Genomic DNA, 22,321 nt, shown 5'->3' on the forward strand with positions numbered 1-22,321 from the left:
GAGAGGTGAAACGCACGATCACCTCCACCTACCGCCTCCAGCTGCGTGGGCCCCACGCTGATCCGGAGGGCCGCGAATTCGGCTTTGCTCAGGCGGCCGAGCTAGTGCCGTACCTGGCAGATTTGGGGGTGTCGCACCTGTACCTGTCCCCCATCTTCGCCTCCGCGCCGGAGTCCAACCACAACTACGACGTCATTGACCCGACGGTGGTGAATCCGGAGCTCGGCGGCATCGACGGGCTGCGGCTGCTCGCCCGCACCGCCCATGAGGCGGGGCTCGGGCTGGTGGTGGATATCGTGCCGAACCACCTAGGCGTCGAAGTCCCGCGCCGGAACAAGTGGTGGTGGGATGTGCTCAAGCACGGGCAGGGTTCGGAGCACGCCCGCTTCTTCGACATTGACTGGGCCGCGGATAACGGGGCAGACGGCAAGCTCGGCCTGCCGGTGCTGGGCGCTCCCGACGACGTCGGGGCGCTTGAGCTGCGCTGCATCGACGGCGAGGACGTGCTCACCTACTACGATCACGTCTTCCCGCTCGCCCCCGGCAGCTACTCGGGGCTGGAGGACGATCCTGTCGCCGTCCACGGCCGCCAGCACTACCGCCTGATGTACTGGCGCGACGGCATCATCTCGTACCGCCGGTTCTTCTCCATCAACGGCCTCGCTGGGGTACGCCAGGAGGACGAGGATGTCTTCAACGCCACCCATGCCCAACTCCGCGAGCTCGTGAGCGAGGGGCTTATCGACGGCGTCCGCGTCGACCACCCCGACGGCCTCACCGACCCATTCGGCTACCTCACCCGCCTGCGCGACGTCATCGGCCACGACACCTGGCTCATCGTTGAAAAAATCCTCGCGGTGGACGAGCCTCTGGATCCCCGTCTGAACATCGACGGCACCACCGGCTACGACGCGCTTCGCGAGTTCGACGGCGTCTTTGTCAACCCCGACGCAGCGGGTCAGCTCGGTGACGTTGCTTACCTTTACAGCGGCTCGCGCTGGGACGAGCGCGCCGTGGAAGTCTCCGAGTGGATCCTCAAAGCGCGCGTTGCGGAAGACGAGCTCGCTGCGGAGATCCGCAGGCTCGCCCGCGCGGTGCGCCACGACAGCCTCTCTTCCACAGGTTCCCAGGTCGGCGACGAAGCGCTCACCGAGGTGCTTGTGGAACTGGTTGCGCGCATGCCCGTCTACCGCGCCGACTACCGTTCGCTGTCGAGAGTGACCGCGACGCTGGTTGCGGAATTGGCCCAGAGCCCAATCGGGTTTGACGCGGCGGCGCTCGACCTTGTCGCGGGTGCCTTGGCCGCCCGCGGCGAGGCCGCCCACCGCTTCGCGCAGGTCTGCGGCGCGGTGATGGCGAAGGGTGTAGAAGATACCCTGTTTTACCGCGCCTGCCGCCTGGTGGCGTTGCAGGAGGTCGGCGGCGATCCGGGCCGCTTTGGCGTGAGCCAGGCGGAGTTCCACCTCCTGCAGGACGAGCGCGCACAACTGTGGCCGCACACCATGACCACGCTGACTACGCATGACACCAAACGCAGCGAAGATACCCGCGCCCGCATGCTGGAGATTGCAGAGATGCCAGAAGAGTTCGCCCAGCTTGTGCACGATGTCTTCGCACTGACTCCCCCGCCGGATCACGCCACCGGGCTCTTCCTCATCCACAATGTGCTCGGTGCCTGGCCTCGCGATGGGCGTGCGACGGAAGATTTCACCCGCCGCCTCCAGTCCTACGCCGTCAAAGCCGTGCGCGAGGCCGATGTGTTGTCCAGTTGGAACGACAGCGATGCCGCGTACGAAACCGAAATCACCGAGTGGATAGGCCATCTCACCCACGGCCCTGCCACACGCATATTGGCGGATTTCGCGGTGCACCTCGACCGCGGCGGGGTGGCAGTCTCCCTCGGCCGCAAGCTGCTTCAGCTCGTTGGCCCCGGTATCCCGGATACGTACCAGGGCACCGAGTTCCTAGATTTTTCGCTGGTGGACCCGGACAACAGGCGGTTCGTGGACTACGGGGCGCTCAAAGATGGGGTGGGGTCACCGGAGGACGTCGCAAAGCAACGCATCGTGCGAGAGGCGCTCACCTTGCGGCGGGAACAGCCGGAACTGTTTTTGGGCGGCGGCTGCCAGGCAGTGTTCGCCGAAGGCGCCGCGCGCAGTCATCTGGTAGGGATGGCGCGCACACTTGCGGGTGCGCCACGGGCCCTTGCGCTAGCGACTCGGGCACCGATCGGATTGCAGCAGTCCGGAGGGTGGCGCGGCACCACCGTGACCCTGCCCGAGGGAACGTGGACCGACCGGCTCACCGGACGCAGGTTTGCAGGCCGCGTGGAAGTGGACCAGCTTTACGCCGAACTGCCAGCTGTGCTGTTGACCAGGTAAACTAACCGGCCGTTATGAGCACACAGAAGCATCCCGCCAAAGCGCCGAAACCCCGGAATAAGGCGGTGGACGACACCATCGCGCGCCTCGGATCGACGTATTTTGCCTGGGTGCGCGAGCACGAAGACGCCGCCACAACGTTCCGGCACGCGCTTCACGAGCTCATGCGCGATGCTGGCGTGAACTTTGACCGTGTGGATGCGCGCGTGAAATCGTGGACGTCCCTCAAAGAGAAGGCCCGGAAAACCCGCCCCGATGGCGAGCTAGTGTACCCGGATCCGTGGCACGACATCAAAGACATCGTCGGCGCACGCATCACCGTGTTGCACTCCACGGAGATTCCAGCGGTGCAGCGTCTGCTGGCCGACCAGTTCGACGTGCTGCGAAGCGTGGACAAGGCGGAGGAAACACGCGTCGCCGGCGGTTTCGGCTACGGCTCCCACCACCTCGTGGTGCGCGTGGAGGAGCAGTCCGAAGGGTTGGAGGACTACCTTGGACAGGTCTTCGAGGTGCAGATTCGCACGGTGCTCCAGCACGCGTGGGCAGAGTTCGAACACGACATCCGCTACAAGCGCGCGGGCAAAAGTTTGGACCCTCAGGTAGACCGCGCCTTCACCCTCGCCGCCGGATTGATCGAGCTGGCGGACCAGCAATTCGACCAGATCGCGTCCCTGGCCGACCCTCAAGAGAAGGTGAACACGGACGTGGACGCGGAAATCTCGCCGGAGACCCTGCCCGGCATTCTGACAGTGCTGCTGGGCAATCAGTTTCCTCTCTCGCGCGCGGGCGACTACCGCTTCTGCACGGAACTCCTGCGCGCGCACGGAATAGAGCACGTCTCTGAGGTGGCGGAGCTGACCAACCCGGCGGACATCGAGGCGCTTTCCAACTCACTGTCCTACCCGTTTGTCCCGGGCCAAGTGCGGGTTGTCGATGACCTGTTGCTCAACCGTTACGGCACCGAGCACATCGAGCGAACCTGGGATGCCGGCAACCGCCCGCAGGTGCGCCGCAAACGCCTGACCACCCGTCTGGCGCTGCTGCGCGGCGAATAGTTAGCGGCGGCGTCCGAGCAAGCGGTCGGTCTCCCTGCGCTCTTTTTTCGTGGGGCGCCCAGAGCCGCGATCTCGAACTGGGGGTGCCGCGAACAGCTCCCGGGGCGGGGGAGGCGGCGAGTGATCGATGTAGCACGACCGTGCAATCGGCGCGCCGACACGCTTGCTCACTGTCGCGGCAACTTCGAGGATGTGCTCGCGGTGGTCTTTCCACACACGCACCGTCTCTCCCGGAACCACCTGGGCCGCGGGTTTGACGGCCTTACCGTCGATCTTCACATGCCCGGCGCGCACTGCCTCTGCGGCTTGACTGCGGGTTTTGAAGATACGTACGGCCCACAGCCACACGTCGATGCGCACCGCGGCCATCGTAGGCTGCGTCAATTTAGTACTGGTCCTTGTGGTTGACGATGCGCTGGACCTTGTTCCAGTTAGAGAACCCGCCCGCAACAGCCACGATCAGGCCGAGCAGGAAGATGGTCCAAGATCCAAAAATCAGACCGAAAGCGATGCCGCCAGCCACCCCGCCACCGGCCCAGAGGACGGCGTTGCGGGAGTATTGGCGCACGGCGGCTTTGCGTTGGGCAATAGGGTCGTTGGGGCGCGGCTGCATCGTCATGGAGTGTAAGTGTAGCCCCTTACAGGGCGCGTTCGACCCAACGGTGGCCAGCAGGTTTCATCTCCGCTCCCCCATGCGTGGCCGCAGCAAGGAGTGCGTGAACGCGCTCTGCTTCCCCAGGAGCGAAGGCGAGCGTGTATGTCGCCGCGCGGTTGTATGAAACATCCACTACGTCGATGCCGGCCGCACGCAGCTCCGACTCTATCCGCCCGGCCTCCGCATGCGGGAAGTCCACGGTGCCGAGCTCCCGGACCTCCCGCGTCACTCGCGTGGCCCCCTCGAGGGTCGCGCTGACAGCTTCGGTGTAGGCGCTGACTAAACCGCCGGTGCCGAGCTTGATGCCGCCGAAATAGCGGATCGCTACCGCTACCATGTCCTGCATCCCGGAGCCTTTCAGCACCTCGAGCATAGGTTTGCCCGCGGTCCCTGAGGGTTCCCCGTCGTCGGAGGAGCGCTCGATCGGCTGAGCGCCGTCCTGGTGCACGATGAAAGCCGAGCAGTGATGGCGCGCATCCGGGTACTGATCCCGCGCAGTCTGGATGACCTCGCGGGCCCGCTCTTCGGTGTCCGCCCGGGTGATCCAGCCGATAAAACGCGAGCGCTTAACCTCGAGCTCGTGGGTTACCAGCTCTTCCGCTGGGCGAACGTAGGATTGCTCCACTGCTCTACCCCGCCACGATGAAGTCGTACTCCGGCGTGCCGGGTTCCAAGCGTCGGCAGCCGAGCGGCGACGCCTCCATGCGCCCCAGCAGCGGTTCGAGGTCTCCAGCGCGAGCGAGCTCAATGCCCACCAGAGCGGCGCCCGTTTCACGGTTATTCTTCTTCAGATACTCGAAGAGCACGATGTCGTCCTCCCCGCCGAGGATGTCGTTGAGGAAGTGGCGCAGCTGCCCCGCTTCCTGCGGGAAGTTCACAAGGAAGTAATGCCTCAATCCTCGGTGGACGAGCGAGCGCTCCATCACCTCGGCGTACCGCAACACGTCGTTATTGCCGCCGGAGATGATGCACACCGCAGTCGAGCCCGGGGCAAGATCAGCTAACCCCAGACCAGCCACCGATAACGCGCCAGCGGGCTCTGCGATGATGCCCTCGTTTTGGTACAGCCCGAGCATCTCCGTGCACACCGCGCCTTCGTCTGCTGAGAACAGCGCCGTCGCGTCCCGGTGCCCGTTGAAGATCTGCCATGGGATGGCGCCGATGCGCTTGACCGCTGCGCCGTCCACAAACGGGTCGATGGTCTCCAACGTCACAGGCTCGCCTGCTGCGCTTGCCGCGCCTAACGACGCAGCACCTTTCGGCTCCACCCCAACCACCTTTGTCGCCGGAGACATGTCTGCCAGGTAGGACAGCACCCCGGAGATGAGACCGCCACCGCCCACGGGCACGAGCACGGTGTCCAGCTCCTTGCCCAGGCTGGCAAGCTGCGCCACTATCTCTGCCGCCACGGTTCCTTGGCCAACGACGGTGTCCCGGGAATCGAACGGCTCGATGATCGTTGCGCCACATGCAGCCGCGTCCTCGCGTGCGGCCTGCGCTGCTTCGTCGAAAGTGTTGCCCGTGACCACGAGGTCAATCGCGTCACCGCCGTGCACGCGGATCCTGTCGCGTTTCTGTTTCGGCGTGGGCTTCGGGACGAAGATCCTGCCCTGAATACCCATGGCGCGGCACGCGTACGCAACGCCCTGGGCGTGGTTACCGGCGGAGGCGGCTACCACGCCTGCCGCCCGCGCGTCATCGTCAAGCTGAGAAATGCCGTAGTACGCGCCGCGAATCTTGTATGAGCGCACGTCCTGCAGATCTTCGCGCTTGAGGTAGACCTCCACCCCGTGCTGCTCCGACAGTCGAGGGCAGTACTGCAACGGCGTCGGCGAAATCACCGACGAAATACGACCCTGCGCGAATCTAATATCCGCGGCATGGACGGCATCGAAGGCGGCATCGGACGATTCTGGGGTGCCTGTACGCATGGTTAGCGAGTTTATCCCTGTCCCACTGCGCATGTTCGTTCACTCTCTTGGCTCCTGGCTCGGTGCCCTGCACTCCCAACCGAAACAGAGCACTATATTTTTAACGACGAACCTGCTAGGTTCATCGGAGTGTCATGTGGGGCGCAGCTCCCACAATGACGGCTTTGCATCTTTTACGAGGAGAATACGAGAACATATGAAGCGCATTTCCACTGCAGCAGTCGCTGCGGCTACCGCCATGTCCCTGGCCACCGTCCCCGCATTCGCGCAAGACGCCGACACCGCACCCACCGTGTCGACCACCACCGAGTCCAAGCCGACCACCACCGAGTCCAAGCCGACCACCACCGAGTCCAAGCCGACCACCACCGAGTCCAAGCCGACCACCACCGAGTCCAAGCCGACCACCACCGAGTCCAAGCCGACCACCACCGGTTCCAAGCCGACCAACAACACCAAGCAGGATTCCAATAGCTCCGGCTCCTCTCAGGGCACTCTCGTTGCCGTCCTCTCCGGTACGCTCGGTGCGGTGCTGACCACGAGCCTCATCGTGCTCTCCGACCCGCGTGGCGCCAACAAGATCATCGACCTGGTCAACAACCAGTTCGGCCTTGGCATCCCGCACCTGAACGTTCCGAAGATCCAGCTGCCGAACCTCCCCTTCTAACCAATCACTCTTTCGCCTGAGGAAGGTCCATCAATGAAGTCCCGTTTCGTAGCCGTGTCCTTCGCCGCCACCGCTATCGCAGCCGGTTCCCTCGCGGGTGCCGCAGCCGCCGCCGAATCTGCAACTTCGACGACGACCCAGTCCAAGCCTGCCGAGCCTACTTCCTCGGTAGCGCAATCGAAGGCGACCGCCGAATCCAGCACGGCGGCCACCAAGACCAGCGAGCCGGCACCGAAGCCGTCCGTTGTTGCCCCGAAGCCCACTGAGAACGATCCGACCACGACGATCTCCCTGGGGGAGGAGGCTTCCGAGTCCGCTCCGGCCACGAAGCCCAAGGATCCTAAGAACACAAGCACCCCCGGGGTCACCATCACTCCGACCCCGACGTACACGGCGCCAGAATGGCTGCAGCCGTCCTCGCACGAGGAGAAGGCGCTTGAAGTCATTGCGAAGATCACCTTGTGGGTTACCGCGATTACTGCCGCTGTGAGCTCGCTGATGGTCATTGCGGGTTCCATTCCGGGCCTGAAAGAGAATATTCGGCAGATAACTGGCGCTTTTAAGTAAAAACGCGCCTAGTCTCGCTTAAAAGCCCGCCCGGCCTCCGCCGGGCGGGCTTTCACTGTTGCCCCACCCCGCACGGGGCGGGGCTAGCCTAAAATGCCGGCCCCAAGGGTTGCCTTCAGGTCGCCCATCAAGCTGGCGGAGCGGTTTACTCGGAGGTGGTCTCCTAAAATCATCAATTGGCTATGCTCTCCGTTGATGAGGTTGAGGTAGACATCCGAGTCGCCCGGATTGTTCACTAGGACCTGTTTCAAACGCGCGATGTTCTCCGCTGTGCACTGGTCCGTGCGCATCGTCAGCCGAAGCGGCAGCCCGACCCCGTTCCCTGGGCCCAATTCAGGCACCTTCACGTCGTCGCCGAACAAGCTCATGCGATCGTCTCGTATGGACACATGCGCTTTCACCAGGATGATGTTGTCCTCCACGATCTGTGGCGCCACGAGGGCGTACACCTTGTTGAAGAGCAGCACATCCACCTGTGCGCCGTGGTGGTCCTCGATCGTGACGATCGCCCACGGGGATCCGTCCTTTTTGGAAAAACGACGGTCGACGGTAGAGATCAACCCACCAATGGTTACCTCCGCGCCATTGCGCAGTTCGCCGGAAAGGATGGTTGTCAGTTGCGTGTCGGTCTGCGCGTCGATCGCTTCCTCGAAGCCGTCGAGTGGGTGGCCGGAGACGTATAGGCCGAGCATTTCACGCTCGAGCGCGAGTTTGTGTTTGCGGTCCCACTCGTCATCGGGTACTTCGATTGTGAAGGCGGAGCTGTCTGCCCCGTCCGCGCCGCCCAGACCTGCGAAGAGATCGAACTGGCCCTTATCGGCCGCCTTCTTCGTGGACAAGACGGAATCGACGGCATCCTCCTGGATGAGCATGAGGCCCTTGCGCGGGTGTTCGAGCGAATCGAAGGCACCGGCCTTAATCAAGGACTCTGTGATTCGTTTATTGCAAGCAAGTAACTCGATCTTGTCCAGGTAATCGGAGAAACTGGTGAACTGTCCTTTCTCCTTCCTGGTCGTCTTGATGGACTCCACCACTTCAGCACCAACGTTGCGCACTGCGGCGAGGCCGTAACGGATGTCGTCGCCGACAGCCATGAAATTTTCCTCGGATTCGTTGATGTCGGGCTGCAACACGCTGATGCCCAAATGCCGGCAGTCCGACAAATAGATGGCGGACTTGTCCTTCTTATCTCCCACTGAGGTGAGCAGGGCGGCCATGTACTCAGCGGTGTAGTTAGCTTTCATAAACGCCGTCCAGTAGGACACCAGGGCGTACCCGGCGGCGTGCGACTTGTTGAAGGCGTAGGACGCGAACGGCTCGATGGTGCCCCACAGCGCATCAACAGCCTCCTTGGAGTAGCCGTTGGAAAACATGCCGGCAGAAAACGTTTCGTATTCTTTGGCCAGCACTTCCGGCTTCTTTTTGCCCATCGCCTTGCGGAAACCGTCTGCCTGGCCCGCCGTGTAGTTCGCCACCTTCTGCGAGATGTTCATGATCTGCTCTTGGTAAACGATCAGGCCGTAGGTCTCGTCCAGGATTTCCTTGAGCGGTTCCTCGAGCTCCGGGTGAATCGGGGTAATCGGCTTACGCCCGTTCTTTCGGTCCGCATAGTCCCAGTGAGCGTTCACACCCATCGGGCCCGGGCGATACAGCGCCAGCGATGCAACGATATCGTTGAACCCAGTCGGCTTCATCCGTTTGAGCAGCTCCTGCATGCCACCCGAGTCCAGCTGGAACACGCCGAGCGTGTCGCCTCGGGACAGTAACTCGTAGACCGCCTGGTTATCAGTGTCCAGCGCCTCCAAATCGATGGTTTCGCCGCGGTTTTTCTGCACATTCTCCAACGCGTCGCCCAGCACTGTGAGGTTGCGCAGACCCAGGAAGTCCATCTTCAGCAGGCCAATCGCTTCGCACGCCGGGTAATCCCACCCGGTGATGATGGCGCCGTCCGCGGGCCGCTTCCACATAGGAATGTGCTCCATCAACGGCACGGAGGCCATGATCACTGCACACGCATGCACGCCAGCCTGCCTGACCACACCCTCCAGCCCTCGCGCCGTCTCGTAGATCTTTGCGACGTCTGGGTCCGTCTCGATGAGCGAGCGTACCTCGGCAGCCTCTGCGTACCTTGCGTGTTCCGGGTCAGTGATTCCGGACAACGGAATGTCCTTCGCCATGATCGCTGGCGGCAACGCGCCGTTGATCCGGTCCGCCATCTGGAAACCGGGCTGGCCGAAGTTCACTTTGGCCGAGTCCTTGATTGCTTGTTTGGTCTTCACCGTGCCGAATGTGATCACCTGGGCAATCTTGTCTTCGCCCCAGCGCTCGGCCGCGTAGGTAATCATCTCGCCGCGGCGGCGATCATCAAAGTCGATATCGATATCGGGCGCGGACGGACGCTCGGGGTTGAGGAACCGCTCGAACAACAAGCCGTGCTCCATTGGATCGATATTGGTGATGGTCAGCGCGTACGCAACCAGCGATCCAGCCGCCGAGCCACGGCCCGGACCGACGCGGATGCCGATCTCGCGAGCATGCTTGATCAGCTCGGCCACGATAAGGAAGTAGGACGGGTAGCCCTTCATATCGATGACGTCGATCTCGTAGCTCGCTCGCGTGAGGTACTCCTCGGGAACCTCTCCTCCGTCGAAGCGATCCTTCAGCCCGCGGAGAACTTCCTCGCGCAGCCACGTGGTCGGAGTGTGGCCCTCCGGCACGTCGGCGATTGGCATGCGGTCGTGCGGGTGCTCCTCCCACAATTCCCCGTAATCGCCGACGCGCTCGGCGATCCACAAGGTGTTGTCGCAGCCGTCGGGCACTGTGGAGTCCCACAGCTCGCGCATTTGCTCGGCCGACTTGATGTAGTACCCGGTGCCGTCGAACTTAAAGCGATCCGGATCTAAAAGCGTCTTGCCCGTCTGCACACACAGCATCGCCTCGTGCGCTGGCGCTTGGGATTCGAGCACGTAATGGCAGTCATTGGTCACCAGCGGCGGCAAGTCGAGCGCCTGACCGATACGGAGCAAATCCTCGCGAACCCGGCGTTCGATGTGCAAACCGTGGTCCATCAGCTCCAGGAAGTAGTTGTCCTTACCGTAGATGTCCTGCCACATCGCGGCGGCCTCCAGCGCAGCGTCGTACTGGCCGAGACGCAACCGAGTCTGCACATCCCCCGACGGACAGCCTGTAGTAGCGATGATGCCGTCTGCGTGTTCCGCGATCAGCTCCGCATCCATGCGGGGCCACTTGCCCAGCTGCCCCTCGTAGGACGCCAGCGACGACAGCTTGAACAGGTTGCGCAGACCCGTCGCGTTCTCCGCGAGCATGGTTTGGTGGAGGTAGGCGCCGGAGGCGGACACATCGTCCTGCTTCTGATCCGGGGTGCCCCACAGCACGCGCTTTTTGTTGAATCGGGATTCGGGCGCCATGTACGCCTCAATGCCAATGATCGGCTTCACGCCAGCGTCCGCCATACGGCGGTAGAAGGCGTTCGAGCCGAACATGTTGCCGTGATCGGTCATGCCCACCGCGGGCATGCCCTGGCGGGAGACTTCCTCGGCGAGCAGATCCACCTTCGCCATGCCGTCCAACATGGAGAATTCGGTGTGGTTATGCAGGTGCACGAAGGAGGATTTTTTGGCCATGCGGCACATCTTAGACAACGGGCCGACACGGACGAATCCCCTCGAAAATCTATTCGGTTATTCGTACCGGAGGGCGTCGATAGGCTGCATTTTTGCGGCCTTCGACGCAGGGTACGCACCGAAAAACACACCCGTAGCAAGCGAGAACAGCAGGGAGAAGATTACCGCGCTGAGCGGGGGCCACGTCATGTCGAGCACCACGGAGCTTGCGATCATGCCGACTGCCCCGCCGAGGATCACGCCGATGATGCCGCCGATGAGGCACACCAGCATCGCCTCGACAATGAACTGCACACGAATATCGTTCTGGGTCGCCCCCAGTGCTTTGCGCACACCGATTTCGCGCGTGCGCTCCGTAACGGTGATGAGCATGATGTTCATCACGCCGATCCCGCCGACGAGCAGCGAGATGCCGCCGATGGCGGACAGCACAGTCGACAAGGTGCGGAAGATCGTGGTCAGGCCTTCCAGCCCGGCGGCGATGTCGAACACCTCGGCCTCGAAGTCCTCGTTGCCGGCGTACTTTCGGTCGAGGTAGCTCTGCAGGTCAGCACGGAAGGCCTCAGGGTCCTCGTCCGCTGAGGAGCGGACGCTAAACGACGGCACCCAGTTGACCTCCATCCCCAATCGGTCGGCCGACGTGATCGGGATGAAGATATCCGCGAAAGAGGACTCGCCGAAGGTCGGGTTGTCCGCTGCCTTCTCCAAGACACCCACGATGGTGAACACGCTGGTGTTGTTATCCACCTCCACGTCGAACCGGGAGCCGAGGGCCGCGCTTGCGTCGCCGCCGAAAAGTGCGTCCACGAGCTCGGGGGAAACCACCGCAACGGGGCGCTGACTATCGATCATGTCCTGCGAAATGCCGCGCCCGTACTGCACCTTCAGACTGCGGATGTCGAGGGATCTTTCGAGCACCGGGTTCACGCTCACGCCGGCGGTCGTGTCTCCAAGGCTGGCCTCGCCGTCACTGGAGATGTCGATGTCGACGCCCTGAACGCGGTCGCCGAAGGAGGCGGCGAGGGCGTTCAAGTCGTCGATAGTCATCCCGTCGCGCTCATCCGTCGGTGGAGCCATGCTGAAACCGGCGAACGGGTCGTCCGACGCCTCGCCGTCCTCCGCACGCTCGTGGACCATCACCGGATACGTGGTGGTGCCGGCGTCTTCCAAACCGCCCATGACGTCGTTTTCTAGCGCTCGCCCGAGCGTCATGATGATAATCACGGCCATGATGCCGATGATGATGCCCAGCAGGGTGAGCAACGAGCGGAGTTTGTTGGTGTTCAAGCTGGACATGGCCAGCCGCAGTGATTCACGAATGTTCATCTAGGTCGCACCTCCCGGCTGGCGCACTCCTGCGATGCGGCCGTCCATCATCTCCACCACTCGTCCGGTTTCCTCCGCCAGCTCCGGGTTGTGGGTGATGAAGACGATTGCTTTGCCAAGCTCCTGGTTGAGCTCGTGGAACAAATCCATCACCATGCGTCCTGTCTTCGAGTCGAGCGCGCCGGTCGGCTCGTCCGCCAAAAGCAGATCCGGATCGTTGGCCAAGCTGCGCGCAATCGCGACGCGCTGCTTCTGGCCGCCCGAGAGTTCGTTCGGGTTGTGGTGAAGGCGGTCCCCCATTCCCATCCGGTCCAGCAGCGCAGCCGCGCGTTCCTCACGCTCCTTGCGCTCCACGCCCGCGTACATCATCGGCATCGCCACGTTCTGCAATGCGTCGATACGCCCGATGAGGTTGAAGTTTTGAAAGATGAAGCCGATGTTTTGACTGCGGTAGGCCGCGAGTTCCTTGTCCTCCTTGGCGTATACCGGCTCGCCGTTGAAGGCGTACGCCCCCTTTGTCGGCCGGTCCAGCATGCCAATCAGATTCATCAGCGTGGACTTGCCGCAACCGGACGGACCGACGATGGAGACGAACTCGCCTTGGTCGGCGTAGAAGTCAACGCCGTGCAGCACTGTCAGTTCGCTTGGCTCACCCTCGTTGTAGGTCTTGACTATCTGGCGCATGTCGATGAGCAGGCCTGAATCGGCCATGCCCCGGTGCCTGGCTGTGGGTGCAGTCATCTACTGCCCCTCGGCGGCACGCCGGGTGCTCGTCACCGTCACCGTCGCCGTAGTGCGCTCTTTCTCCTCCTTGGCCTGGCGGACTTTCTCCGTGTCAAAGTTCCGGTCAGTGACCTCCACCGTTTCACCGATGCGGTCCATGTATTCGTCCGGCCAATTGATCACAATGTCGCCCGGCTTGAGGTCTCCGCCGGTCACGGCGATGTCCACATCGTTGGCTGCTCCAGTCTTCACGGAGCGTTCTTCCACGGTGCCGGACGTGGCGTCGTCGTTGTCCGTTGCTAGGACAAGCACTTTCTGGTCCTTGTCTTCACCGAAAACGGCGTCTTGGGGCACGCTGAGAGCGTCCTTGGCTTCTGCGGTGATGATCTCCGCGCGTGCGCTGCCCCCGAGAAGCAGCCCCTCTTTGTCGCCGGTGATCTCGATTTCCACCGGGAAGGTCACCTCGTTTGATTTACTGACCTGCCCGCCCATGCCGCCCAGCGCCGGGTTCTGGTTGCCGCCCGACACGGAATCGGCTGCGGGCGCAATGCGCGACACTCGACCGCTGAATGTCTTCTTGCCGGTGGCGGTGGAGGTGAATTCCACCCGGTCCCCTTCGGTGATGTTGGGGATGTCCGCCTCGCGGACGTCGGTGCGGATGACCAACCGGGAATCATCCGCGATCGTGAGCAGTTTGCCCTGCGGGATATCGCCCTCGCGGACATCGACGCTAGTAACCAGGCCTGCGATCGGAGCGTAGACGGTAGATTCGCGCACTTGGTACTCGAGCGTGCCGTCGCCGTCGCCGAGCTGTGCGGCCTCCACCTGACGCCACGCGGAATCCAACTGCGCCTGGAGTTGATCCCGCTCCTGGACGGCTTGCGCCTGGGCCGCCGCCAGGTTTGCCTGCGCGTCCTGGAGCGCCGCATACGCTTCCTCAGTGCTCACACCGGGCCCGACGCCCGCACCGGGCCCAGCCGCAGCGCCGCCGGATTCCCCCATCAGTTGCGTGAGCTGATCCGGGGACAAGCCTCCCGGTTGGCCGGGCTGGGCCGGTGCGCCGGGCGTTCCCGGAGCCCCGATTGGCCCAGGGGCGCCCGGCTGACCAGGTACCGCCTCCGGAGCCTGGGGTGCCGCCGGAGGGGCGGTGCGCACGCCGGGCAAGTGGGACGAAATGTCACCGGCTGCCCGCTCGATCACCGCGAGCCCCCGGCTTGCTACGCGCGCACCGCCATTAGCAGCGACAGCCGCGTTGTACGCCGCCTGCGCTTGGTTGACTTGAGCCTGCGCTGCCCGAATAGCCGGGTTCGTGCCGTTGTCCAGACCGGCCTGGTGCGCATTGAGCTGAGACCGAAGCTGGTCAACGGTTGCCTGGGCATCCGCCTGCGCGTTGGCCTGCTGCTTCTGCTGGATTTCCAACTGCCGCTGCAGTTGCTCGGAGTCCAACGCCGCGAGGAACTGCTCAGGCTGCACGCGGTCGCCCGCCTTCACCGCCACTTTCTGCACCTCGGACTGCACGGGAGTCGAGATATTAATGGAGCGCACCGGCTCGATCGTGCCGTTGACAACGACGCTGTCGGACACTCCCTCGCTGGATGCCACCGTGTAATCGCCCGGGTTCAGGCCATCCCCTTGTGCATCGTTGCCCTCGCCGCCGAAGCCACATGCGCCAAGAAAGAGTGCGGATGTGGTCACTAACGCAAGCCCCGCCCGCGTGAAACGCTTACGTTCGGTCTGGTTGTCGGTGTGGGAAGCCAAGAGATCTCCTCGCATCACGGCCATGCAGATAACTCCGCAAACTATACACGCCCACCTGTTACCGGCGGGGTGAGAGCGAAAGCTCCCCACACCGCGTCAGCCGGAAGCATTTCCACGGCAAGCACGCGGTAGTCGGCCTCAATCTGCAACAGCTCCGCGCGTCCGGCGTGCACCACAGCGCCGGTGAGGGGGTCGGTGGTGGCGGACCGGAGGACGTCGATACGCAGTCTGCCTATCGACGGCTCCGGGACCACGATCGGCGCCCGCCCCGTGACCAGCACTTCGCTCACTCGCGGAGCTGGCTGCACCACCGCCGCTGCCTCGTCCGCGTCGAGGGGGCGGGCGAAGCTCACCAGTGCGAAAGAAGCCTCGTCGTGGTCGAGGGTGGCCGCGGCGCGTTCCACGTAGGCAGGCTCGGATTCCCCCGGCTGCGGGCCTAACGTGTCACCCTGTAACACGCGCGGCGCGGGAGGAGTTGCGGCGCCGACCGCCCAAAAGCAGGCGACAGCGAGTGCCACGGCGACCACGCACGCCCGGAATCGCATTACCCCTGGCGCACCCTCTCCAGTGCGATGCGTAGGTCCTCGGGGTACTCGGAGACGACCTCCATGTACTCGCCGGTGCGAGGGTGGGTAAAGCCCAGCTTTGTCGCGTGGAGCCACTGGCGCCTCAGCCCGAGCTCCTTGGCAAGGTTGGGGTCTGAGCCGTACATGGGGTCACCCACGCACGGGTGCCCCACCGAGGACATGTGCACGCGGATCTGGTGGGTGCGGCCGGTTTCCAGATGGATATCCAGCAAACTGGCACGCCGGAAAGCCTCGATGACGCTGTAATGGGTCACACTCGGCCGCCCATCCTGGGTGACGGCGAACTTCCAGCCCGCAGAAGGGTGGCGCGCAATCGGGGCGTCGATGGTGCCCTCGATCGGGTCGGGCAACCCTTGGACGAGCGCGTGGTATGTCTTGTCCACCGTGCGCTCCTTGAAGGCCCGCTTGAGCACCGAATACGCGGGCACGCTCGCGGCCACGATCATGACTCCGGATGTTCCCACGTCCAGCCGCTGGACAATGCCTTGGCGTTCCGGGGGTCCGGCGTCGGGCAGCGTGTACCCCATCGCCTGCAAACCACCGACAACGTCGGGCCCCTCCCACCCAAGCGTCGGATGCGCAGCCACGCCGACCGGCTTGTCCACAGCGATGACATCGGCGTCCTGGTACAGGATCTCCAGACCTTCCACCAGCTCCGTCACCGGCTGGGGCGCCCGTTTCGGCTCGGGCAGCGTCACCTCCAGCATCGCGCCGCAAGACACCCGGTCGGATTTTTGCGCCGCAGCGCCGTCGACAAGCACATCGCCCTCAGCAGCCATTTCAGCGGCGACCGAGCGGGAAACGCCGAACAGCTTCGCGATTGCTGCGTCCACCCGCATGCCTTCTAGCCCCTCTGGGACGGGCAGCGCCCTGAACTCACCGCTCATCGCCACCGCCCTTCAGCTCCGTCGCAAACGTGGCCAGGATAAAGACCGCAATGCCGACGGTGATGGCGGCGTCCGCCAGGTTGAACACCGCGAAGCCACCGACGGAGATGTAGTCCACCACGTGGCCTACCCAGAATCCGGGATCCCGGAAAAGACGGTCGCAGAGGTTACCCAGCGCCCCGCCAGCCACCAGCGCAAGCCCGAGCGCTTCCCAGCGACTGGCCATCCTCGGCCCGAACCACAAGGCGCCGACGACAAACGTGAGCTGGATCGCCGTAAACAGCCCAGTGAGATTGCGCCCCATGGAAAACGCTGCACCAGAATTAAACAGCAGGTAGAAGCGGAACCAGTCCCCGATGACAGGGTGCACAACCCCGGGCTCCAGCCAGTTCAGCATCAGCTGCTTGACCAGCTGGTCTATCGCAGCGACTGCGATGGTCACTGCCACCACCACACCGAGGTGGCGTCGTGCGGGGCGCTGTGGTTTCGCCGGTGTCATTGCCTCGTCCATCGCCGAACCACCTTAGCCGGTCGCGCGCGGGCGGCCTGTATTCCACCGTGTAGGCCAGGTAGTTTCGTAAGAATGTTCCGTTCTTTCCGCAGTATCACCGCCGCCGCAGGCCTCGCCCTCGCGCTCACCGCGTGCTCCACGGGCGAGGACGATCCAGTGGCTGGGGTTCCAGCTTTTCCTCTCGACGCCCCTTCGGTCACCCTCCTCAACCCCGGCGACGACCCCCAGGACGTCCACTACACCTCAGGCGATGAGTGGGACACCACCGTCGCCGTGTCCGCCGGTGTGAACCAGCAGGTCATAGCACCCGGTAAGGACGTGCCCGCCGAAGCGCCCGCCGGCGGAGACGTCGACAAGACCACCCTGCCGCTGACGGTCGCCAGCGCCGGCGCCCCCGCCCCCGGTGCGGGCGAGGAGGACGCGGACGCGCGCGTCGATGTCGTAGTCGGCGCTGGAAAACACTCCAATCTGGACGTGGGCCAAGACGTCGCCGCGTCTGAAGGCTTCCGGGCGAGTTGGCGTGCGGACGCGTCGGGGCGTATCTCCACCCTGAAACTTCTGGCCCCTCCCGATGCGCCCGAGCGTGGCCTGCAGCAAGTGGAACCCGCTCTCCTCGCCCTGGTCAATAGCGCCGTCGTCTTTCCAGACGATCCAATTGGGCCCGGCGCGTCATGGACGGTGGAACACCGTGTGGCCGGGGATACCGCCACGGTGCGCACCACCACCTACACACTCGTCTCCCGCGAAGGCGACACCCTGACACTGAACACGGCTGTGGACGAGCGACCGCAACGCTCCGACGTCGAGATCGACGGGGCGGGCCAGCTCGATGGCCAAAACGTCTCCATCGAGTCCGCGAAGACCACGTCCGAAGGCCAACTCGTGGTGGACCTTTCTCGCCCGCTGCCGGTGTCCGGCCAGTCTGCGTGGACCACTCGACTCATCTACGGAGGAAACGACGCAGCGCGGGTGGTCCAGGACATCACCCGCGCTGTGCAATACGGCGTGTAGAGGCTACAGGCCAGGTGCCGCCGGGGCCTCAGGTGCCGCCGGGGCCTCAGGTGCCGCCGGCGCTTCGGCTGGCGCTTCAGGTGCCGCCGGGGCTGCCGGGGCGTTGGTCTTGCACATGTCCGGCACCTGCTCCGGGGCGAGTGTGTTGTTGACCAGGAAGCAGGCCCAGCTCTTCGAGATCTTCCAGTGGCCGTCCTCGTGAACGAATTCCACGTCTTCGGCCAGCTGGGACTCCGCGTCCGGGCGGGTGAAGTTTACGGTCGCCAGTACCGAGTTGGCGGTGTAGCCGGGCAGCACCGGATCAACAACCTGGAAGTTCGCCCCGGACTCTTGCTGCGACTGCGTCATCAGGTCGAACAGCTCTGGCGATGTCTCTCCGCCCTGCACGGTGTTTGCCCGCTCCGCGACGGGCAGGTTCGGATCCGCTGCACGCTGCAGCACCGCGTTGAGCTCGTCGGCGGTCGGCATAGCTGCGACCGGAGCAGCCTCGGAGGTGGCCGCCTGCGTTGCGGTGGTGGTCTCAGGTGTGTCCGAATCCTCGGAGCAAGCTGCCAGGCTCAGTGCGAGTCCCGCGGCGGCCGCGGCTGCGACAAGTTTCGGTGCTTTCACGTAGATCTCCTTGCGTAGCTTAAATCTCCTGCTTCACGTTACTGCACACCCGCAACTTTCTGGCACTCTGTGGGGCATGGACGTGGTAGTTATCTCAACCGGCGGCACGATCGCCTCCACCGCGGATGCGCACGGCGCGCTCGTTCCCACCCTTTCAGGCGATCAACTCGTCTCGCGCTGCGGTACCCACCGCGCAGTGCGGGCCATCGACGTGGCCAGCCTGGATTCTTCCTCCATGGGTCTGGCGGAAATCGACATGTTGCGCGAGACCGTCCAAGCAACGCTTCTCGACAAAACCGTCACCGGCATCGTCATCACCCACGGCACCGACTCGATGGCCGAGACTGCCCTCGCGCTGGACCTCATTCACACCGACCCTCGCCCCGTCGTCCTCACCGGGGCGATGCGCTCCGCCGATGCTGCGCAGCCCGACGGACCCGGCAACCTGCGCGGCGCCATCGAGGTCGCCGCGACCCGGCGCGACACCGGGGTGCTCGTCCATTTCGCCGGCGAGACTCTCCCGGCGCGCGGGTTAATCAAGGCGCAAACCACCGCCGAGCACGCCTTCGCCCTCACCAGCGGCACTGCCCTGCCCCGTCCCATGGCGGTGTCTGCCGCGCCGTTGGCCGGGTTGAACATCCCCATCATCCGAGCGTGGGCGGGCGCCGACGGCACTCTCATCGAGGGGCTCACGCCTATCGACGGGCTCGTCCTGGAAGCCCTCGGCTCCGGCAATGTGTCGGCGTGCATGGGCGAAGCCGTCGCTAAGCTGTTGCGCCGCGGCGTGCCTGTTGTCGTCGCCACGTCCGTGCCATACGGCGAGGTCTCGTTCGCGTACGGCGGCACTGGCGGCGGCTCTACCCTCGGAGATCTGGGCGCGTTGCCTGCCGGCTACCTCAGCGCCGGGCAGGCCCGCATCGCACTAGCCACCGCATTGGCCACCGGTGTGGACCCGCGCTCACTGCTGTGAGAACCAGTCCTCCCACGCCAACGAATCCAGCGGGTCAGCTTGCTGGAGCTGCGGATCGTCCGCCCGAAGACTTTTGATCCTGCCTGGACCCGTCGCCCGCGTTTCAAACCGCACCGTCACCCACCCCTTGCCAGCGCCTTGGACCCAGCCGTGCCCGTAATCCGGGTGGTAGACGTCCTGCGTTGCGCGCCACACCCCGCGCTCCGGGGCGCTCTCCTGGTGCACCTCCGTATCGAATTGCGTTTCGTGGTCACTGACGCCGGTTTCGTAGTCCGCCGACACCGGCGACGGTTTCACAATCGCCTGATCCAACTCTGGAAACAGCACGTCCTGCAGTGTCTCCTCCAGGCCCGAGTACGACACCCCCACCAGCCGAATCGGGCCCACCTCGTCGGGGTAACGCACTATCCGGAAGGCGGTGGCCAGCAGCGTCTCCGCGTCGTCGGTGGCGTACGGCAACGTCGCCGAGCGTGACTCGATGCGGAAGTCCGCCATCCGCAGCTTCACCGTCACCGTGCGCGCTCCGCGCCCATCCTTGCGCAGCCTGCGGTGCGACTCCGCAGCCGCCCGTTCCAACGCCGCGTCCACCTCCGGCGGGGTGGTCAGGTCTTGCGGGTAGGTGTGCTCGGAGGAGATTTGCTTCGACTCCGCCCTCGGCGCCACCGGCCGCTCATCCACGCCGCGCGCCAACCACCACAGCTGCCTGCCCACCGCGCCGCCAATGGCAATGTCCAGCTCTTTCTCGCTGAGGCTCGCTAGATCCCCAATCGTTTCAATCCCGGCAGCGAGCAACTTCGACTCAGTCACAGGTCCCACACCCCACAACTCGCTGACCGACATCGGGTGCAGGATCTCTAACTGCCGGTCGTGCGGGATGACAAACACGCCGTCCGGCTTCGCCCGTCCCGAGCCGATCTTTGCGTACTGCTTGCCCGGACCTGCACCGATCGAACTGGGCAGGCCTGTCTCTTCCTTGATCACCGCTCGCAGCTCATTCGCCCATTGCTCCACGTCTTCCGGGCTCGCCCCGATCAAGTCCTCCGGCTCCATGAACGCCTCGTCGATGGACAGCTGCTCCACCACGTCCACGTACCTGCCGATGATCTCGAACACCCGGCGGGATGCAACCGCGTACACCGGCCTGCGCGGCGCCACCAGCACCGCTTTCGAGCCCACCAGCCGTGCGGCCCGATGCGTCGGCATCGCCGAGCGCGCACCGTACTTGCGCGCCTCGTAACTAGCGCCTGCGACAACGCCACGGCCAGAGACTCCCGCCACCAACACTGGGCGTCCTTTGAGCGTCGGGCGGGTCAGCTGCTCGCACGACGCGTAGAACGCATCCATATCGATGTGCAGCACCCAGCGGTTCATGCCCACCACTGTGCACCACCTGCACCACCATGTTCCAATCCCATCACACGGCGAACGAATCTCCGACGGCGTACTCCATCCGCCTCGGCAGCTTTCTGTTGCGCGAGACAAACCGGGCACCGTTTTTGAACGTGAAGAACAGTTCTGCCCCTTGACGCTCGATGGTGACCACTCCGTGGCTCACCTGAGAGTGGCAGCTCGAGCACAGCGGGATCAGGTTGTTCAAATCAGTCATACCGCCGTGTTCCCACTCCTTTATGTGGTGCATCTCTATGAAGCGCTTATGCGAACATCCAGGCATGGCGCATTGATACCCCCAAATCGCCAACAGTGCCTGCACTTGTCCGTCGGTGGCGAACCGCCGCGAACGGCCGACGTGGATAGTCAGTCCTGTGTCATCCAGCAAGTGCAAGCGCACCATCGCATTGGCGAGGTAGCTGCGCACGTCCTCGGAACAGGCCGAACGGTTTTCCGGCATCCAACATTGGCCAGCCTGGCTGACCATGAGGTTGACCTGCACGCCGGGACTGCGAAGCTGACTCGTCGGGTTAGCGCGAACCATATCGATCATGGCCAACAACGCCCCGTATACGTCCTGCTTTTCCGGAGGCCCGTAACGCGACACCGAACGCACGATGTCTTCCGTGGTGATCTTCGTGCGCTTGCGCGGAGCACGGTCTTGCTCTGATGGGACGGCGTCATCGGCGGCAGCTGCATCGTCGATAAGCTTTTGCACCTTCTCCGGATCCTGCAGATCCTCTGGGTCCACATCCTCGAGGCCGAAACTGGCAAGCTGTGCCACTTTCAACGCAGTCAGGAGCTTTTGGCCGGCTACCGCCGGAAGCCTAGCCTCGAAAGCAAGCATGCCGTCGTCGCACTCGCGAGCGCGGGCATAAGGTTCAGTCGGATCCTCCTCTTTGGGCCTTGCCCCGGCGAGCACAAGCTGGAGATCAGCAAACGACATGCCCAGCGCGAGTTGGACGTATTGTTCCTCGTTGTGCTCCTCCAAATACTGGAGAAGAAAACGGACCGTCGAATATGGCATCACCCCCGATTCGAAGGCGTCGAACAAGTGCCTGAACTTTCTCAGCCCTCTCGCCACGCGCACATACTCGAACGCCGTGGCCTGCGGTAGGTTGAGCTCGCTGCGCAACCACGTCACCGTCGACCTCTCGCCGTACTGCTCCGCGAGCCCCTGTTCGTCGAACTGCCCCACCGCATCGAGCATCCGCGCTCGGTGGTGGTTCGCCGACAATTGATTGCATTTGATTTGGTCCTCGAGCACCTCTGCTGACAGGCCACCCGTTCGATCTTCCGTCCGTTCGTCCACCGCAATTGTCATGGTTGATCCCCTTACTCATGAACATTGACACCTTTATAGAACGCTCATGTGTTCGAGTCAAGGGTATTGCTGAAAATGTCCATTGAAGTGGACAACGCGTACGGTTTCGCCAACCTGGGGGTCGAACATAGACCCAAAAACTATGCAGCTGCATAGTGGGTGCCGCCCCAGAGTTGGCAAGCAAAACTATGCAGCTGCATAGTCAGCCCCCGCGCACGAACACCCCAAAAACTATGCAGCTGCATAGTGCGTGCCGCCCCAAAGTTGGCAAGAAAAACTATGCAGCTGCATAGTGCCTATCACCGAACGGCGGTGCGCCGCCCCTC

General features: G+C 63.7%; 20 protein-coding genes. 6 read left to right on the forward strand and 14 right to left on the reverse strand.

Annotated elements, in window-relative coordinates:
* Positions 1 to 5 precede the first annotated feature (5 nt).
* Together treY and HMA55_RS04815 are read left to right on the forward strand one after the other, a co-directional pair.
* Positions 6 to 2,381: a malto-oligosyltrehalose synthase gene (gene treY / locus HMA55_RS04810; RefSeq protein ID WP_181191923.1), complete on the forward strand. Its 2,376-nt coding sequence runs from the start codon at positions 6 to 8 to the stop codon at positions 2,379 to 2,381.
* A gap of 14 nt (positions 2,382 to 2,395) precedes the next feature.
* On the forward strand, positions 2,396 to 3,436 hold the full coding sequence (locus HMA55_RS04815; protein ID WP_181191924.1) for a GTP pyrophosphokinase: 1,041 nt from the start codon (positions 2,396 to 2,398) through the stop codon (positions 3,434 to 3,436).
* Here the strand turns inward: HMA55_RS04815 and HMA55_RS04820 are convergent, their stop codons facing one another.
* The 4 genes from HMA55_RS04820 to ilvA are packed head-to-tail and all read right to left on the reverse strand — an operon-like array spanning position 3,437 to position 6,022.
* Complete coding sequence (locus HMA55_RS04820) at positions 3,437 to 3,805, reverse strand: RNA-binding S4 domain-containing protein (protein WP_181192057.1); 369 nt, start codon at positions 3,803 to 3,805, stop codon at positions 3,437 to 3,439.
* A 16-nt stretch (positions 3,806 to 3,821) separates the two neighbouring features.
* The gene (locus HMA55_RS04825) at positions 3,822 to 4,055 is read right to left on the reverse strand and encodes a hypothetical protein (RefSeq protein WP_181191925.1); all 234 of its coding nucleotides are present in this window, start codon (positions 4,053 to 4,055) and stop codon (positions 3,822 to 3,824) included.
* Between the two features lie 19 nt (positions 4,056 to 4,074).
* Positions 4,075 to 4,716 carry an IMPACT family protein gene (locus HMA55_RS04830; protein WP_181191926.1) on the reverse strand — a complete coding sequence of 214 codons (642 nt, stop codon included), beginning with the start codon at positions 4,714 to 4,716 and terminating at the stop codon, positions 4,075 to 4,077.
* A 4-nt stretch (positions 4,717 to 4,720) separates the two neighbouring features.
* On the reverse strand, positions 4,721 to 6,022 hold the full coding sequence (gene ilvA / locus HMA55_RS04835) for a threonine ammonia-lyase IlvA (protein WP_181191927.1): 1,302 nt from the start codon (positions 6,020 to 6,022) through the stop codon (positions 4,721 to 4,723).
* A 196-nt stretch (positions 6,023 to 6,218) separates the two neighbouring features.
* Between ilvA and HMA55_RS04840 the strand changes: the two genes are divergently transcribed.
* Positions 6,219 to 6,689 (forward strand): hypothetical protein, encoded by a 471-nt coding sequence (locus HMA55_RS04840; protein ID WP_181191928.1) that lies wholly within the window; start codon positions 6,219 to 6,221, stop codon positions 6,687 to 6,689.
* A 33-nt stretch (positions 6,690 to 6,722) separates the two neighbouring features.
* Positions 6,723 to 7,256, forward strand: coding sequence for a hypothetical protein (locus HMA55_RS04845; RefSeq protein ID WP_181191929.1), 534 nt, complete (start codon positions 6,723 to 6,725; stop codon positions 7,254 to 7,256).
* 83 nt (positions 7,257 to 7,339) lie between these two features.
* On the opposite strand, the gene dnaE is transcribed toward HMA55_RS04845, so the two are convergent.
* The 7 genes from dnaE to lspA are packed head-to-tail and all read right to left on the reverse strand — an operon-like array spanning position 7,340 to position 16,692.
* Positions 7,340 to 10,900 (reverse strand): DNA polymerase III subunit alpha, encoded by a 3,561-nt coding sequence (gene dnaE, locus HMA55_RS04850; protein ID WP_181191930.1) that lies wholly within the window; start codon positions 10,898 to 10,900, stop codon positions 7,340 to 7,342.
* A 57-nt stretch (positions 10,901 to 10,957) separates the two neighbouring features.
* Positions 10,958 to 12,226 (reverse strand): ABC transporter permease, encoded by a 1,269-nt coding sequence (locus tag HMA55_RS04855; protein ID WP_181191931.1) that lies wholly within the window; start codon positions 12,224 to 12,226, stop codon positions 10,958 to 10,960.
* Positions 12,227 to 12,967, reverse strand: a complete 741-nt coding sequence (locus HMA55_RS04860; protein WP_374680588.1) for an ABC transporter ATP-binding protein — start codon at positions 12,965 to 12,967, stop codon at positions 12,227 to 12,229.
* Positions 12,968 to 14,707 carry an efflux RND transporter periplasmic adaptor subunit gene (locus tag HMA55_RS04865; RefSeq protein ID WP_181191932.1) on the reverse strand — a complete coding sequence of 580 codons (1,740 nt, stop codon included), beginning with the start codon at positions 14,705 to 14,707 and terminating at the stop codon, positions 12,968 to 12,970.
* Positions 14,708 to 14,748: 41 nt separating this feature from the next.
* Entirely contained in the window at positions 14,749 to 15,252 is a 504-nt protein-coding gene (locus HMA55_RS04870; protein WP_181191933.1) for a hypothetical protein, read from the reverse strand.
* Complete coding sequence (locus tag HMA55_RS04875) at positions 15,252 to 16,181, reverse strand: RluA family pseudouridine synthase (protein WP_181191934.1); 930 nt, start codon at positions 16,179 to 16,181, stop codon at positions 15,252 to 15,254. Before HMA55_RS04875 ends, HMA55_RS04870 begins: the two co-directional genes overlap by 1 nt.
* Entirely contained in the window at positions 16,171 to 16,692 is a 522-nt protein-coding gene (gene lspA / locus HMA55_RS04880; protein WP_235961738.1) for a signal peptidase II, read from the reverse strand. Before lspA ends, HMA55_RS04875 begins: the two co-directional genes overlap by 11 nt.
* Positions 16,693 to 16,764: 72 nt before the next feature.
* On the opposite strand from lspA, the gene HMA55_RS04885 reads away from it, so the two are divergent.
* Positions 16,765 to 17,703, forward strand: a complete 939-nt coding sequence (locus tag HMA55_RS04885) for an oxidoreductase (RefSeq protein WP_181191935.1) — start codon at positions 16,765 to 16,767, stop codon at positions 17,701 to 17,703.
* Positions 17,704 to 17,706: 3 nt separating this feature from the next.
* Here the strand turns inward: HMA55_RS04885 and HMA55_RS04890 are convergent, their stop codons facing one another.
* Positions 17,707 to 18,312, reverse strand: coding sequence for a hypothetical protein (locus HMA55_RS04890; RefSeq protein WP_181191936.1), 606 nt, complete (start codon positions 18,310 to 18,312; stop codon positions 17,707 to 17,709).
* A gap of 76 nt (positions 18,313 to 18,388) precedes the next feature.
* Here HMA55_RS04890 and HMA55_RS04895 point away from each other — a divergent pair, with 76 nt between their 5' ends.
* Positions 18,389 to 19,282, forward strand: coding sequence for an asparaginase (locus tag HMA55_RS04895; protein WP_181191937.1), 894 nt, complete (start codon positions 18,389 to 18,391; stop codon positions 19,280 to 19,282).
* Here the strand turns inward: HMA55_RS04895 and HMA55_RS04900 are convergent.
* Both HMA55_RS04900 and HMA55_RS04905 read right to left on the reverse strand, forming a co-directional pair.
* A complete protein-coding gene (locus HMA55_RS04900) occupies positions 19,271 to 20,653 on the reverse strand; it encodes a DNA polymerase IV (protein ID WP_181191938.1) in 1,383 nt (460 codons plus the stop codon). The genes HMA55_RS04895 and HMA55_RS04900 overlap by 12 nt on opposite strands.
* Positions 20,654 to 20,696: 43 nt before the next feature.
* Complete coding sequence (locus tag HMA55_RS04905) at positions 20,697 to 21,995, reverse strand: HNH endonuclease signature motif containing protein (RefSeq protein ID WP_181191939.1); 1,299 nt, start codon at positions 21,993 to 21,995, stop codon at positions 20,697 to 20,699.
* Between the last annotated feature and the right edge of the window lie 326 nt (positions 21,996 to 22,321).

Source organism: Corynebacterium wankanglinii (assembly GCF_013601005.1).
Taxonomy (GTDB): Bacteria; Actinomycetota; Actinomycetes; order Mycobacteriales; family Mycobacteriaceae; genus Corynebacterium; species Corynebacterium wankanglinii.